This window comes from Streptomyces sp. MH60, from assembly GCF_002939385.1.
In the GTDB taxonomy this organism is placed as follows: Bacteria; Actinomycetota; Actinomycetes; order Streptomycetales; family Streptomycetaceae; genus Streptomyces.
Window position 1 is genome coordinate 14,926 of the sequence record NZ_MULI01000015.1, and the last position, 15,811, is coordinate 30,736.

Annotated in this window: 10 protein-coding genes; 4 read left to right on the forward strand and 6 right to left on the reverse strand. The window is 69.5% G+C overall.

Features of this window, described 5'->3' with window-relative positions:
- Positions 1–3 precede the first annotated feature (3 nt).
- The 6 genes from BZZ08_RS12780 to BZZ08_RS12800 form a co-directional block, all read right to left on the reverse strand.
- The gene (locus tag BZZ08_RS12780) at positions 4–1,515 is read right to left on the reverse strand and encodes an ABC transporter substrate-binding protein (protein WP_104632310.1); all 1,512 of its coding nucleotides are present in this window, start codon (positions 1,513–1,515) and stop codon (positions 4–6) included.
- A gap of 109 nt (positions 1,516–1,624) precedes the next feature.
- Positions 1,625–2,161: a GNAT family N-acetyltransferase gene (locus BZZ08_RS12785; RefSeq protein WP_104632311.1), complete on the reverse strand. Its 537-nt coding sequence runs from the start codon at positions 2,159–2,161 to the stop codon at positions 1,625–1,627.
- Between the two features lie 132 nt (positions 2,162–2,293).
- The gene (locus BZZ08_RS38810; RefSeq protein WP_157953336.1) at positions 2,294–2,539 is read right to left on the reverse strand and encodes a hypothetical protein; all 246 of its coding nucleotides are present in this window, start codon (positions 2,537–2,539) and stop codon (positions 2,294–2,296) included.
- Positions 2,540–2,562: 23 nt separating this feature from the next.
- Positions 2,563–4,353: a hypothetical protein gene (locus tag BZZ08_RS38815; protein WP_157953337.1), complete on the reverse strand. Its 1,791-nt coding sequence runs from the start codon at positions 4,351–4,353 to the stop codon at positions 2,563–2,565.
- Positions 4,354–4,831: 478 nt separating this feature from the next.
- Positions 4,832–5,458, reverse strand: coding sequence for a hypothetical protein (locus BZZ08_RS12795; RefSeq protein ID WP_133169192.1), 627 nt, complete (start codon positions 5,456–5,458; stop codon positions 4,832–4,834).
- A gap of 124 nt (positions 5,459–5,582) precedes the next feature.
- Positions 5,583–6,809: a DNA sulfur modification protein DndB gene (locus BZZ08_RS12800; protein WP_104632312.1), complete on the reverse strand. Its 1,227-nt coding sequence runs from the start codon at positions 6,807–6,809 to the stop codon at positions 5,583–5,585.
- A gap of 214 nt (positions 6,810–7,023) precedes the next feature.
- On the opposite strand from BZZ08_RS12800, the gene BZZ08_RS12805 reads away from it, so the two are divergent.
- From BZZ08_RS12805 to BZZ08_RS12820, 4 genes are all read left to right on the forward strand, one after another.
- Positions 7,024–9,201: an N-6 DNA methylase gene (locus BZZ08_RS12805; protein WP_198601444.1), complete on the forward strand. Its 2,178-nt coding sequence runs from the start codon at positions 7,024–7,026 to the stop codon at positions 9,199–9,201.
- A 164-nt stretch (positions 9,202–9,365) separates the two neighbouring features.
- Positions 9,366–11,357 (forward strand): type I restriction-modification system subunit M, encoded by a 1,992-nt coding sequence (locus BZZ08_RS12810; protein WP_104632313.1) that lies wholly within the window; start codon positions 9,366–9,368, stop codon positions 11,355–11,357.
- Entirely contained in the window at positions 11,354–12,592 is a 1,239-nt protein-coding gene (locus BZZ08_RS12815; protein WP_104632314.1) for a restriction endonuclease subunit S, read from the forward strand. The genes BZZ08_RS12810 and BZZ08_RS12815 overlap by 4 nt, the downstream gene beginning before the upstream one ends.
- Entirely contained in the window at positions 12,589–15,771 is a 3,183-nt protein-coding gene (locus tag BZZ08_RS12820; RefSeq protein WP_104632315.1) for a type I restriction endonuclease subunit R, read from the forward strand. The genes BZZ08_RS12815 and BZZ08_RS12820 overlap by 4 nt, the downstream gene beginning before the upstream one ends.
- The last annotated feature ends 40 nt before the right edge of the window (positions 15,772–15,811 follow it).

Here is a 15,811-nt window from a genome sequence, read left to right on the forward strand (position 1 = left end):
GGTTCAGCGCCGGGTGCCGGTGCCGACGAGGGTGCGCTCGTACGGGTCGAGGATCACGCCCTGCACGGAGTCGGCGACGCCGGTGATGATGCGCTGGTGCACGAGCGGCACGACGGCGTCGCTGCCGAGGACGCGGGCCTCGGCGGCCATGGCGGCGTCCTGGCGCTTCGCGGTGTCGGCGATCTTCTCGGCGTCGGCGACGGCACGGTCGACGCCCTTGTCGCAGAGCTGGGCGATGTTGAAGCCACCGTCGCAGGTGTAGTCGCTGGCGAGGACGGCGACGGGGTCACCGGTGTCGAGGAGCGTGTTCCGGGCGAGCACGAAGGCGTCGAACTTCCCGTCGAGGGCGTCGCCTTCGAGCCGCGAGTACTCCCGCACGGTGAGCTTGACCGTGAACCCGGCCTTCTCCAGCTGCTGCTTGACCACCTGGGCGACCTCGGGCAGTTCGGGCCGGTTGTCGTAGGTGGCGAGGTTGATGGTGTCACCGTCCCCGGGCTTCTTGGCCGGCGCCTGCCCGACGGGCGCGGCCCGCTTCCCTTCCGCCCAGGTCACTGCGGGCCCGTAGACCCCGGCACCGGGATCGCCGTACCCCTCGTACACGTCCTTGGCGAACACGGAGGTGTCGAGGCCCTCTCGGGCGGCGGCTCGCAGCCCGGCGTCCTTGAAGGCCCCGGAGGAGGCGTTGAGGAGCAGGCTGGTGGTGCGGGTGGTGGCGGTGTCGCGTCGGGTCTCCTTGTCGAGCGACGCCGCCTGGGCGACCGGAACGGCCTCGGCGATGTCGAGTTCCCCGGTCCGCAGGGCGTTGGCACGAGCGGTGCCGTCGGCGATGAAGCGCGCGTCGACGCCGGCGGCCTGCGCGCGACCGCCCCAGTAGTCGTCGAACCGGTCGAGGGAGGCGGAGGTGGCGCCGTTGACCTTGGTCAGCTCGAAGGGCCCGGTGGCGTGGCCGACGGGGTCGACGCGGTCGCTCTTGCCGTAGGCGTCCTTGGACAGGATCGCGAGGCTGGGGCTGGAGAGCCGGAGCGGCAGAACCGGGTCGGGCACGGCGGTGGTGATCCGGACCATCCGGTCACCGCTCGCCTCGGCGCGGAGGTCGACACCGGCGAGGGCGGCTGGGGCGGGCTCGGCGTCGGTGGCGTGCGCGAGGGACTCGGCCACGGCGGCGGGGGTCACTTCGCCCCCGTCCTGGAAGGTGGCGTCGCGGAGGCTGAACTCCCAGGTCTTCTCCCCGTCCCGGCGCCAGGACTCGGCGAGCGCGGGCGCGGCGGAACCGTTGGCGTCCAGCGCGGTGAGGCCCTCGGTGACCCCGAGGCGGCTGAGCAGGGTGGCGTCGGCGCCGTACGGGGACAGGTTCTCGGCGGGCGGGAAGGCGAGGGCGACGCGGAGACGGGCACTGTCACCGTCCTTGCCGCCACCGGATCCGGAGTCGTCACCGCCTCCGGAGGCGAAGCAGCTCGATATGAGCGGGATCAGCAGGAGCGGGGCGAGCAGCCGGGGGCGGCGGTGGGAGCGCATGGTCCTCGGATCGATCAGGTTCGGGGGGAGGCAGGGGGACTACAGGGCCAGTCGGACAGGCAGGCGAGGGCGAATGGGAGACTACATGAAAACGATTTCCATGCCTACCTCACCCCAGGGGAACATCGAAGTGCACGATCCCCTGCCCACCGCCCGCGTCCTCCCGCTCGTCGTGCACGACCTTGGCCAACGACCGCCAGAAGGGTTCCGCCCCGGTGACGGCGGGGTCGGTGTGCAGGTAGACGGCCCGGTATCCCCCGTCGGCGACGGCGAACGCCAGCAGTTCGTCGACGAGCCTCCGCGCCAGCCCCCGCCTGCGGTGCTCGGGCCGTACGTACACGCGACGCAGCTGCGCGGTCACACCGGAGGGGTAACGCTCGGCGACGTGCACGGGGTTCGGCGGGTGCGCGGGACCCCGGGAGTCGAGCGCACCGGTGCCCACGACCTCACCGTCCGCGTCGACAGCGACGAGGAGGGTATGCCGGGCAGGGGTCAGATAGGCCCCGGCCAGATCGATGACATCGGCATGCCAGCGCGGGACGTACCCGGTACCGAAGTCCCGGTAGACGGTGTCGAGCATGACGGCTCGGGCGGGGGGCAGGTCGGCGGGGGTTGCCGGACGGATGGTGTAGTCAGTGGTGCGCACTTGCACATCATATGCAGTAAGGAACTGCATACAGTCCACGCCCCGACGAGAAGCGCCCTCCGCGTGTACCCGCCCGGTGACGAGTGCGCCGTTGACCCGGACGCCGGAGGGCCGGGCCGACGAGTCGGACGGTCAGCGGTGCCGCCAGAGTTGATAGAGCCGGAGAACCTCCATCCGCCACTCCGTTTCCAGGGCCTCTTCCGCTACCCGCTCCCGGCCGAGGCTGTACCGGACGTGGCGGTAGAGGGAGTGCGGCGTGAGGTCGGCGCCCGTCACCAGTGCTGCCAGCAGAGGCTCGTCCGCCGGCGTCTTCAAGTCCGCCAGGACGAGAATTTCGCCCTGATCGTTCGAGTGCAGGAAGGGCAGTTCCCCGCTCATGCGCCGACGCAGATCCCCCCAGGTCACCGTTGTTCCGGAGCGTGCGGCGTCCTGGAGGAGGGTGCGCACGCGGGCAGCGAGCGACTCCAGTTCGTCCTCGTCCGGTCGGGACGTCGTTCGTTCCCCGACAGGGCCGGTTCGGCGGCCCTGTTGCCCGGTTCGTGCGTCCTGCCGCTGGAAGGGGCGCCGCCGTTGCCGTTCTCCGCCCGCAGTCGATGACGGAGGTTCCCGCGCCAGCGGCGCAGCCCCGCGACGATCCCTTCCGGCAACGGGACATCGAGTGCGCGACGGATCCCGTCGGCCTCCTTGAGAGCGGCCGCGATCTCCGGCGTGGTGACCGTGGCCCTGCGGCTGCCGAGATCGTGCAGGATGCGCTGGAGCGCCTTGCGGGACTCGTCCGCCGGCGTCAGGGGTTTCTGGTCGCGTACCCACTGCTTGAATTCAAGGACCACACCGGTGACGGCCTCACGGTCCTCGGGTGACAGGCGCAGGGCGTAGACGCGGCCCATCGCGCCGCGGATGCCTCTGGCCAGCGCGAGGTCCCCGACATCACGGGCCGCGCGGAACTCGTCGGCCAGCCGGTCGAACACCTCACGCGGTGACGAGTCGGGCTCGCCCGTTCCCTCGAGCCGCCGGCGCAACACGGTGCGCCAGCGCCCCAGATGCTGCGACAGGTCGGCCGGAAGAAAGCGGCGGCCGATCAGCGACGCCAGGTCCTCCGCCTCCAGTACAACCCTGTGGAGCGCGCGAGTGGACAGTCTCGCGTCCCGTTCGTCGAGGTATTGAAGGACCATGTTGAGCCGGTCCAGCGGCTCCTCCCCCGGGCGCGCGGGCGGCAGTTCGCAGACACCGGACGCGTGCACCGACCGAGGGCCCTCCCTCGCCGTCGGCGCCTCCGGCGATCCCTCCGGGTCCGCCACGGCGGGAGACACGGTAACCGGTGGCGGTTGTTCAGCGAGCCGAGGACTCGGCGTCTCCGATTCCGGCGAACGCGTCTCAGACGCCGGTGCGGAAGGCGTCAGCAGCTCCCATTCCGTCGCCTTCGCGGGCGTGAGTCGGACAACGTCCTCGGCCCGGAGCATCCACCGCGAACCGGGAACGGCGGCCTGTGGTCCACTCAGCACGGCCGCCCGCCCGGTGAGGGCGTAGACAAGGTGGGACTCCGGGGCCGGGACCGAGGCAGGCAACGACAACCGGGCCGGGAACACCGCCGAGCCGATGGGCTGCGCGTCCACGTCGTAGAGCCCCCGCCCGTGTTCCTCGACCGCCAGGGTGGCTCCGGTGAAGGCGACGCTTCCCGGCATCAGCGGGAGTTCGGGACCGGCGGGCGTGTCGCGCTCGACCGCCGCCGTCCGAGCCGTTCCCGTTTCCCGTCCATCAAGGACGGGACGGTCTTCCTGCTGCGGTGGGGCTTGCTTCGGCCGTATCCCGTGCGGCGTCTCCTCCAGCCACGGGGTGAGGAGCCCGGCGGAGACGAGCCGACACTGGTCGAGCGTCGTCCACTTGACCTGATGGTCCGGCGGGTGGGTGCCGACGTGGACGACGCGTGTGCCGTCCTCGGTCAGGCACATGAATCGCAGGGCGTACCCGGCGACGTCGACCTCGAACGCGGCGAGTTGGCTTTCCGGCCCGTACATGCGGATGGTGGAAGGCTTCCCCGCTCCGGCCCGCAGCCGCTCCCCGTCGACCTGCCATTCCTTGAACGTGCGGCGCCCCATCTGTACGTGGATCAGGCGACGCTTCTTCTGCGGCCCGAAGCGGACCTCGATCGAGTCGCCCCGGGCGCCCGTCTGCCGGACGTACTGGACAGGCATTGGGCCGCCCTTGTCCGCGCAGCCACTTGGCAAGGGCCTCGCCGATGTAGAGGTGGTCGGCGCTGTCCTCACCGAGCTCGGCGCGGGAGCACCGCACGGGCGGACGGTGGGCGAAGTGCGACTTCTTGTCGTCGCAGGCGCGCAGGGTCAGGAGCTTTCCGCAGCCACCGAGGAGGGTGCCACAGGTGAAGGCGTTGGGCCCGTGTTCCTTGCGGAGCCCGTCCGCGGCGCGTCTCTCGAACGGAAGGAAGAGGGGCAGATGCCCGTCGGGGCCGCCCAGCACGGCGGTCTGAACCTTGCGGGTGTCCTCTTCACGTCCGACTGGGATCATCGGCGGCCGTCTCCTTGCTGTTCGTACAGAGCGCTCGTCCGACTCAGCGCGGACGGCACGTCGTCTTCGACTTCACTGAGCCGGTTCCGGTTGTGCACGAGTTCGTCACATCCGAGCCGGCACCCACACCCGAGGGACTGGCACCGGTCAGCCGACCCGCTTCCACTCCTGGCACCGGTTGGTCTTGAAGTACTCGCCCTTCTTGAGGGTCACCCGGCCGGCGCCCTGGAGGTTGTTGTTGGCGATGATCGAGCCGAGCTCGCCGCTGGCGTTCTTGGCGCGCTCCCAATAGCAGCCCCACTCGTCCTCGGGGCCAGCCGTCTTGTACGTGCCGGCCTTGATGTCCTCGCCGACGAGGTATTCGCCGTCGCCCGAGAAGCTGGTCGCAGGCCCCGGTTCCTCGGCCTTCTCCGGCTTGGCGGTCACCGTCTCCGTCACGGTCTCCGTCACCGTGGGCGCGGGTTCGGCCTCGGCGGCCGGTGCCGTCTCCGTGACGGTGACCGTCGGACGGGGAGCGTCCGTCGCGTCCGTGGCCGCCTCGGCCTCGTTGCCCGCGTCGCCGCTCGCGCCGATGCCGGCCCCGAGGAACAGGGACACGAGGGCGACGGCCCCGTACTTCAGCCACGCCTTGTTGCGGGACTTCGGCTGCGGGGCCGGGGTGTTCGGCGGCATCGGAGGGAAGGGCGGCCGGCCTGTGCCGTACGGTCCGGGCGTCGGCTGGGTGGTGTGGCCGATGCCGGAACCGATGCCGGGGTCGGGCTGCTGGTCGGTCATGGTCTGCTCCGTTTCGTGCGCGCGCCGGACGGGTCGATCCGCACCGGCGTACCGAGTGGGTGTGGTGTGTTGTCGTGTCGTTCCCACTCGCCGACTACGGGCGACTTGGGCGGTTCACGCGAGTTCAGAGGTCGCGGATCTGGCGCCCCGCCTCGGTGGCCGGGTAGAGGATGGCGTCGGCGACGCGTCCGCCGGAGTCCTTGACGCCGCCGCTGAAGTTGAGGCGGCCGGAGGAGCCGGTCTTGGCGGCGACGCCGTCCCAGTACTTCGCCTCGCGCTCCCAGCGGATGCCGTCGAGGAGCCGGAGCAGGTCGTCCATGCGGAACACGGCCCCCGAGTCGCTCCACGGCATGGTGGGGTGCACGGCGATACCGAGACCGGCCAGGACCGCGGGCGCGGTGATGGCGCCGCGCTCCGCGAACTCGCGGGCGTGCCGGACGATCAGGTCGCCGAGGATGGGCACGACGGCGGCCTCGACCTGCTCGGGCCGGGCCCCCGCCGGCAACTCGTCCTCGTGCACGGACTCGGCGGAACGCGCCAGCCCGCCCCGCCCGTAGAGAGTGGTGACGACGAGTGCGCGCAACGCGGAGAGGGTGACGACCTCGCGGTCACCGGCGGACAGCTGCCGCTTGCTGACGTTCACGAGCCGGGCGAACGGGACCCGCTGGCCGTCGACGTCGATGCGTACGGAGTCGGCGACCAGGTGGGCGAGACGGGTGCCGAAGTCCCGCTGGTCCATGGACATGGCGAGGTTCTTCGCCACGGCCACGCCCTGCACGTTCCGGTCGTAGAAGATCTGCCGCGCGTCCGCCGGGGCCAGGTCGACGTACAGCTCGAAGGGGATGCGCACCTGGGCGAGCTGCGAGTACGTCAGCCCGTACGCCTCCGGGTCGTCGTAGAGGTCGTGCCAGGCGGTGGTCTGGGTCTCGCCGTCGATGGCGACGACCATCGTGCCCGGCGCGACGGTGAGGGTGCGCAGGCCGGTGCCGGGGACGAGCTCCTCGCTGAGCGCGGCCAGCGGTCCGGCGTGCCACAGGGTGATCGGCGGTGTGGACCAGGCGGCGCCGAGCTCACCCTTGAGACCGGCGGCGATGTACTCGGCGTACGGGCCGACGTTCTTGCCCTTCTGCGAGGACTTCAGCGTGCGCTGCACGGTGGCGCGCAGCTCGGCATGCCGGCGCACCAGGCCCGAGGCCGCCTTCAGCTTGCGCGGGTCCTCCTCGGCACGGGGCGAGGGCACCAGTTGGACGAGGGTCGGCACGGCCATCGTCCCCACGACGGCGTCGTCGCGGAACGGCATGACGGTGAGCTGGGTGCCCTCGACGACGGATGTCGGCATGGTCAGGTGCATGGGTCTCCCCCGGAGTGACGTCTCGGTGACGTCGCAGTGGTGTCTGACATGGTCGATCAGGCGTTCCGGCGCACGGCGGTGCCGCAGCCGGACGCTTCCGACCGGAAGCAGGAACAGGTAAGCAGGAAAGTGAAAGCAGTGTCAATCGGATTGACAAGCTTGACGGGGGCTGTAGTTTGTTGACTGTCAGCTACCGAGAGGCCCAGGAACCGCCATGCCCCAGCAGCCCACTGCGCAGGTGACGGCCGCCGAGATCTCGCGCATCGCCGGAGTCACGCGCGCCACCGTCAGCAACTGGCGCCGCCGGCACGACGACTTCCCCGCGCCCTCCGGTGGCACGGAGAGCAGCCCGCTGTACGACCTGGAGGCAGTACGCACCTGGCTGGCCGCGCGCGGCCACGCCTCCGCTGCGAGCCCGGCAGAAGAGCTCCGTACGATGCTCCGCCTGCACGGACGTGGGGGTAGCGGCGCGGCGAGCGACTCGGCCGAGCTGCTGCTCCTCGTCCTGGCAGCGGCCCGCCGCTCCCCCGACGAATTGGCCGCCACCGCCGGCCTGTCCGACGCGGACCTCACTTACGAGGCCGAGCGCGACAGGGCGGCCGTCGCCGAGGCCGTCCCGGGGACCGCCAACGGCACCGTACGCTTCGAGACCGAGGACGCGCCGGTCCTGCGCGCGCTGTACGCGTGTGTACGTGAAGAAGGCGGCCAAGCCGCGCTGGGTGTCCTCGCGGAGTGGGAGCTGGAGGACAGTGCGGCGAGCGGCGCCTACCGGACGCCCGAACCGCTCACGGACCTCATCGCCCGGCTGGTCCCGGGCACCCCGTCCAGCGTCCTCGACCCGGCCTGCGGCAGCGGCTCCCTCCTCACGGCGGCCTCCCGGCACGGCACGCAGGAGCTGTACGGCCAGGACGTGCTGCCCGTCCAGGCCCGCCGCAGCGCGGTCAGCCTGATGCTGACGGCGCCGGATTCCTCGGTCACCGTCCGCGCCGGGGACAGCCTCCGCGCGGACGCCTTCCCGGACCTGCTCGCCGACGCCGTGCTGTCCAACCCGCCCTACGGCATCCGGGACTGGGGCCACGACGAACTGGCCTACGACCCGCGCTGGGCGTACGGCGTCCCGGCTCGCGCCGAGTCGGAGCTGGCCTGGGTACAGCACGCGCTAGCCCACCTGGTGCCCGGCGGCTACGCGGTCCTGCTGCTGCCGCCGGCCACCGCCGGGCGAGCATCGGGGCGGCGCGTACGCGCGGAGCTCGTACGCAGCGGAGCCCTGCGCGCGGTGATCGCGCTGCCGGTCGGCGCGTCGGTGCCGCTGCACGTGGGCCTTCAGGTGTGGGTGCTGCAGCGCCCCGAGCCGGGCGGCACGGAGCGCAAGTCGGTGCTGTTCGTGGACACCGCGGCAGAGACACCGGCACTGGCGACCGGGCGCGGCGGGGCGACCGCGCCGACGCGGACGCGGGGTGCCGGCCGGTCGGCCTCCGTGGACTGGGGGGGCGTCACTGCGCGGGCGCTGGATGCGTGGGAGGCGTTCAGGGCGAGCCCGGACGCCTTCGAAGGCGAGCCGGGTGTCGCGCATGCGGTCGGCGTGGTGGACCTGCTGGACGACGTGGTGGACCTGACCCCGGCGCGGCTCGTACGGGCGTCACGGGCTGAGGTCGATCCGGCGAAGCTGGCGGCCGAGGTGGATGCCACGCGCCATGACCTCGTGAAGGCCGCGAAGGCCCTCACGCGTACCGCCGGTCGCGAAGGGTGGAGCGCCGCGGGCGCCGAGCCTCGCGAGTGGCGGACGGCGACGGCCTCCGACCTCTCGCGGGGCGGTGCGCTCACCCTGCTCCGTCCGGTGCCGGACGGCGCGCGCCCGCGGACCCACGCCGCGAGCGACGGGAGCCGGAGACCGGTGGTACGGGCCGTGCTCACCGGCTCGGACATCGCGACCGGGGCGGGCCCCACGGGAGAGCCGACGGAGCTGTACGACGACACGTCACCGGTGATCGCCGTCGGGGACGTCCTCGTACGGGCCGTGGCGAGCACGGACGGCCCCATGACCCGGGTCGCCGGCGAACAGGACGCCGGCGCACTGCCCGGCCCGCACGTCCACCTCTTCCGCCCGGACCCGGCACGCCTGGACGCCTGGTTCCTCGCCGGTTTCCTGGGCGCGGAGGAGAACATCGCGGGCGCGTCGACGGGCAGCACGGTCCTCATGGTCAACCCGGGCCGACTGCGCGTACCGCTGCTGCCGCTGGAGGAGCAGCGACGGTACGGGGAGGCGTTCCGGCACGTGCACGGACTCCGGGCGGAGGCTCAGCGGGCGACGCGGCTCGCGGAGGAGACGGCGGGGCTGCTGGTGGGCGGGCTTACGGGCGGGCAGTTGCTGCCGTCGCCGGGTGACGGCTGAGGCAGGCGGGCGGGAGGTGCGCGTTCGGGGTGGCGATTCGCCCCATTCGGCACGCGGGCCTTCACACATAGACCACACTTGTCAGGCCGCTCCGGTCAGCCGCCCAGCGCGGTTCGGCTCGGGCGGTGGGGTTGGGACATTTCGGAAGGAATCCGGGGATCCAGTTGAACAGCAGTAAGCACACGGAGTTGGCGAACCACGCGTGGTCCGTCGCCGACCTCCTGCGGGGGGACTACAAGCAGTCCGACTACGGCAAGGTCATCCTGCCGTTCACGGTGCTGCGGCGACTGGAGTGCGTGCTGGCGCCGACCCGCGAGAAGGTCACGGAGACCGTGACGAAGTTCGAGGGCCAGGACATCATCGCGGACAAGTTCCTCCGCAAGGCCTCCGGTCACGCCTTCTACAACACGTCCACGCTCACCCTGAAGAAGATCGCGGCGGACCCGCAGAACGCGGCGAAGAACCTCGCGGTGTACGTCAGCGCGTTCTCCGACAACGCCCGCGGCGTCCTCGAACGCTTCGAGTTCGCCCAGCAGATCAAGCGGCTGGACAGCGCGGGGCTGCTGTACCTGGTCATCGGCAAGTTCACCGACCTGGACCTGCGTCCCGAGGTCGTGTCCAACCACAACATGGGCTACATCTTCGAGGAGTTGATCCGCCGCTTCTCCGAGCAGTCCAACGAGACGGCCGGTGAGCACTTCACCCCGCGTGAGGTCATCCAGCTCATGGTGCGGCTGCTCGTCGCCCCGGACGGCGACGCGCTCCAGCTCCCAGGTGCAGTACGCACTGTCCTCGACCCGGCCTGCGGCACGGGCGGCATGCTCTCCGCGATGGACGACCTGATCACGGAGCTGAACCCGGACGCCACGGTGGAGGTGTTCGGGCAGGAGCTCAACCCCGAGTCCTGGGCGATCTGCCGGTCCGACCTCATGATCAAGGGCCAGGACCCGGAGAACATCGCCTTCGGCAACTCCTTCTCCGACGACGGCCACGCCCGCAAGACCTTCGACTACATGCTGGCCAACCCGCCGTTCGGGGTGGAGTGGAAGAAGGTCAAGGACGAGGTCGAGGAAGAGCACAAGCAGCTCGGCGACGCCGGCCGTTTCGGCGCGGGCCTGCCGCGCATCAACGACGGCTCGCTGCTGTTCCTGCAGCACATGATCTCGAAGATGAAGCCGGTGGACGTGGACGGCGGGGGCGGCTCACGCCTGGCGATCGTCTTCAACGGCTCTCCCCTCTTCACCGGCGCGGCCGGCTCGGGTGAGTCGGAGATCCGCCGCTGGATCCTGGAGAACGACTGGCTGGAGGGCATCGTGGCCCTGCCGGACCAGCTCTTCTACAACACCGGCATCTCGACGTACTTCTGGATCCTGACGAACAGGAAGAGTCCCGACCACAAGGGCAAGGTCGTCCTGCTGGACGCCCGCGACCAGTGGCAAAAGATGCGCAAGTCGCTGGGCGACAAGCGCAAGCAGCTGGGCAAGGAGCACATCGCGACGGTGGTCAAGCTGTACGGCGAGGCCCTGGCGGTGGCGGGCGACGCCGAGCACCCCCTACATGGCAAGGTGAAGGTCTTCCGCAACGAGGACTTCGGCTATCAGCGGATCACGGTCGAGCGCCCGCTGAAGCTGCGGTTCGAGATCACGGAGGAGACATTGGCGGCGCTGGAGGCGTCCAAGGCGATCCAGAAGCTTCCGCAGGGTGCGGCTCTGACGGACGCCTTCAAGTCTCTGATTGGCGCGAGCTGGGGCACGAAGCAGGACGCCTGGGTGGCGTTGAAGGACGCGGCCGTGCAGGCCGGCGGGACGTGGCCGACGGGGGCGCCGTTCAACAAGGCGCTGCGGGAGGTCGTCGGGGTGCGGAACCCGGAGGGCGAGGTGCAGCTCGTCAAGGGGCAGCCTGAGCCGGACGCGGAGCTGCGGGACTACGAGAACGTTGCGCTGGGCGAGAACGTCGAGGAGTACCTGGAGCGAGAGGTCCACCCGCACGTCCCGGACGCGTGGATCGACCATAGCAAGACGAAGGTCGGCTACGAGATCCCATTCACGCGCCACTTCTACGTCTTCGAGCCGCCGCGCCCGTTGGCGGAGATCGACGCTGAGTTGAAGGAACTGGAAAGGAAGATTCAGGGACTGCTCGACGAGGTGGCGAAATGACTCTTCCGGTACTGCCTCTCCGTCGCCTCTTCCAAGTGGTCAACGGCGGTACGCCCACCTCGGATGCCACGAACTGGGGCGGAGACGTCCCCTGGGGCGGAGACGTCCCCTGGGCCACACCGGCTGACTTCAGCGGGCGTCTGACCGAAGTCGTGACCACCCGACGAACCCTGACACAGAGCGGCGCCCGCTCCGGCTCCGTCGTGGTGCCTCGCGGGTCCCTCCTGGTGTCGACCCGAGCACCCATCGGGTACGTCTGCATCACCGGCACCGAAATGGCCTTCAACCAAGGATGCCGGGCTCTCGTCCCGGAAGCGGCTGTCGACGTCCGGTTCTTCGGCTACCAGCTGGAGGCGCGTCGGCTCGATCTGCAGGCCGACGGCCTTGGTACGACTTTCTTGGAACTCTCCTCGGAGAGATTGTCGTCATTCAAGGTTGTCGCACCTTCTCTGGACGAGCAGCGTCGCATCGCCGACTTCCTCAAAGCCGAAACGGGACGCATTGACCGGCTCATTCACCTGTACGACCGCCTTTCCGGCCTGGCTGCTGAGAGAGCACAAAGAGTGCTGGACGAAGCGGTGGAATCCTGCCCACACCAGGTACCACTCCGTTACATCGTCCGTTTCCGCGAGGGCCCAGGCATCATGGCCGCCGACTTCCGGGACGACGGTGTCCCCCTCATCCGCATCGCCGGCCTCAAGAAGGGTGAAGTGACACTCAACGGTTGTAACTTCCTCGACCGCGAAAGAGTCGCTCACCAATGGTCACAGTTCCGACTCCGCCTGGGCGACCGCCTCATCAGCGGAAGCGCGACAATGGGAGGGGTCTCCGTCGTCCGGAACCCGGCCGTCGTTGACTCCATTCCATACACCGGACTCATCATTCTTCGACCAGCACAGAAAAACGTAGAAATGGAGTATGTGGAGGCATTTCTGCGCTCCTCTCACTTCATGCGCCAGATCCACTTGCTGAAGACCGGCGCCACCATGCAGCACTTCGGGCCGACTCATCTTTCTCAGGTGCATGCACCCCTGCCCTCACCCGCAGACCAGCGGACCATCGCCATGATCGCCAAGGAAGCGGTGCGCCACGCGTCTCTCTGTGAAGAGCAGACCAAGCGGCAGATCGCCTTGCTGGAGGAACGCCGCCAAGCCCTCATCACCGCCGCCGTAACCGGCCAGCTCGACGTCTCCACCGCCAGCGGGCGCAACGTGACCGAGGGAGTTTCCGCATGAGCCCCGTGCACGACGAGTCCTCCTTCGGTTCCGCCATTGTCGCCGCCCTCTGCGAGCGTGGTTGGCGGGAGGCGAACCCCGAGGACTACCAGGCCGACATCGGCCTCGACACCAACGAGCTGTTCACCTTCATCGGCGCGACGCAGGGCGACGAGTGGAACGAGCTGCTCACCGTCTACGGCGGGAACGCCACCGAGGCGCAGCGCGGATTCGCGCAGCGCCTCGACCGGGCCATCGCCGATGACGGGCTGCTCCACGTCCTCCGCAACGGAGTGAAGGACCGTGGAGTCCGGCTCCGCGTCGCCTACTTCAGGCCGAACCTCATTTCCGCGGACTCCGTCCTCGACGGCTACCGGGCCAACCGTCTCACCGTCGTCCGCGAGCTTCCCTACGCCACCAAGCAGGCCGACTGGGGCCACCGCCTCGACCTCACCCTGTTCCTCAACGGCATCCCAATCGCCACCGCTGAGCTGAAGAACCCGCTCACCGGTCAGGGCGTCGAGCAGGCCAAGGAGCAGTACCGGACCGACCGCAACCCGACCGAGCTGATCTTCACGCGTCGCGCGATCGCGAACTTCGCCGTCGACCCGGACTTGGTCTTCGTCACCACGCAGCTCCGCGGCAAGAGCACTCGCTTCCTGCCGTTCAACACCGGCTCGAACGGCCCCGGCCTGCCCGGCGGGGCTGGCAACCTGGCTCCCACCGCGCACGGCAAGTACGCCACCTCCTACCTCTGGGAAGAGGTCTGGCAGCGGGACAACTGGCTCGACCTGCTCCAGCGCTTCGTGCACCAGCAGAAGCAGAAGACGCCCGGCGGCGGCACCACCAAGACGACGATCTTCCCCCGCTTCCACCAATGGGACGTAGTCCGCAAGCTCACCGCGCACGCCTCCGTCCACGGCGCCGGCCAGAACTACCTGATCATGGCGTCCGCCGGGTCCGGCAAGTCGAACACCATCGGCTGGCTGGCCCACCGCCTCAGCGACCTGCACGCTCGCCGTGATCCCGCCGTCCTGCGGCCGGACGCCCTCGCCGACGGCCGTATCAAGCCTGGCGAGCCGGTCTTCGACAAGGTCATCGTCATCACCGACCGCCGTGCCCTGGACGCACAGCTCTCGGCAACGGTCGGCAGCTTCTCGCAGACGGACGGCCTGGTCGTGAAGGTCGACGAGAAGCACGGAGCGAAGAGCGAACAGCTTGCCCGCGCCCTCTCCCGGGACACCGGCAAGATCGTCACCGTCACCCTGCACTCGTTCCCGGCGCTGCTGGACTACATCAAGCGCAACCCCACCGAGATCAAGGGCACCCGCTTCGCGATCATCGTGGACGAGGCGCACTCCTCGCAGTCCGGTGACGCCGCCACCGCAGTGAAGTCCGCCCTGCGCGACCTCGGCCTGGACGCCGACTCGGACGACGAAGGCGCGACCACCGTCACCGTGGACGACCAGCTCAAGGCGAAGGCGGTGGCACGCTCACGCGCCGCCAACCTCTCCTACTTCGCCTTCACGGCCACGCCCAAGTCCAAGACCCTCGAACTCTTCGGCACGGAAGGTGTGGAGAACGGCAAAACCGTCTACCGTCCGTTCCACACCTACTCCATGCGCCAGGCCATCGAGGAAGGCTTCATCCTCGACCCGCTGCGCAACTACGTCACCTACAACACCTACTGGAAGCTGGCGAACCTCAACCGCGACGAGAAGGAGGTTGACCCCTCCAAGGCGAACAGCCAGCTCGCCCGGTTCGCCCTCATGCACGAGCACACCGTGTCGCAGCACGCCATGGTGATCGTCGAGCACTTCCTCGCCCACACCCGCGGCCGGCTCGGCGGACGTGCCAAGGCCATGGTTGTCACGGCCTCCCGTCACTCCGCCGTCCAGATGGCCCGTGCCATCCGCAGCTACATCGCAGACCGCGAGTACGACACCAAGTACCCGGACCTCGGCGTGCTCGTCGCGATCTCCGGCACCCTCACCGTCGACGGTGAGGAGACCACGGAGGTCAAGGAGAACGGCGGCATTTCGGAGGCCGCGCTGCCGAAGGCGTTCGCGTACACCCGCGCCGACGACAAGGCCGCGAAGGCCGGCGGCAAGGGGCTGCAGGAGTACCGGATCCTCGTCGTCGCCGAGAAGTACCAGACCGGCTTCGACCAGCCACTCCTCACCACGATGTACGTCAACAAGACGCTGACCGGCATCGCCGCCGTGCAGACCCTCTCCCGCCTCAACCGCACCGCCGATCGCAAGTCCCAAGCAGACCTCGCCGTCCTGGATTTCGTCAACGACGCCGAGGACATCCAGGACGCCTTCCGCCCGTACTTCGAGGAGGCGCACACCCTGCCCTCCGACCCGAACCTCCTCTACACGGCCCAGAGCCGCGTCATGTCCGCGCCGATCATCTCGGAGCAGGACATGGACGAGTTCGTCGCCGCGTATCTGGAAGCGGAGAAGAAGGCGGGTGGCGTCCAGTCCAAGTGGGAGAAGCTGCACGCCGAGCTGTACCGGCTCCTCTCCCCCGCCGTGGTCCGCTTCACCGCCCTGCTGGAGAGTGAGGAGGAGGACGACGTCGAGACGGCCGAGGAATTCCGCGCCAACCTCAACGACTACGTCCGCAAGTACGGCTTCCTCGCGCAGATCGTCCCGTACCGCGACGCCGAGTTGGAACGCCTGCATCTCTACGGGCGTCACCTGCTCAACCGTCTCCCCCGCCTTGCCGACGGTGGCGTCGACATAGGCGAGGTCGACCTCAGTCACCTGCGCGTCGAGAAGACCGGCGAGCACGACGTGTCCCTCAACCCCGAGGGCCCCGCCGAACTCAAGGGCTTCGGCGACGGCGTGGGCGGGGCCAAGGACGACGAGAAGTCCCTGCTGTCCGAACTGATCGACAAGTTCAACGCCAAGTTCGGTACGGAGTTCACGCAAGAAGACGTCCTCCCCGCCTTCAACGCGACCAAGGAGGACCCGAAGGTCCGCGCCGCCGCCGTCGTCAACGACGAGGCGAACTTCGGGATCGTCTTCGACAAGAAGTTCGAGGAGAACATGATGGATCATGTCTCCACGATCGACACCCTCGGCAAGCGGTACTTCGGCACCGACCGGGACTTCAAGTCCAACCTCGACCGCAGCGCCCGCCGCGCGGCCTGGCGGATGATCCGCCGGGAGGAAGGGCTGGAAGACCTCTGACAGTCGGGGCACCGGACCCACTCGAGATGCCGGTGTCCCC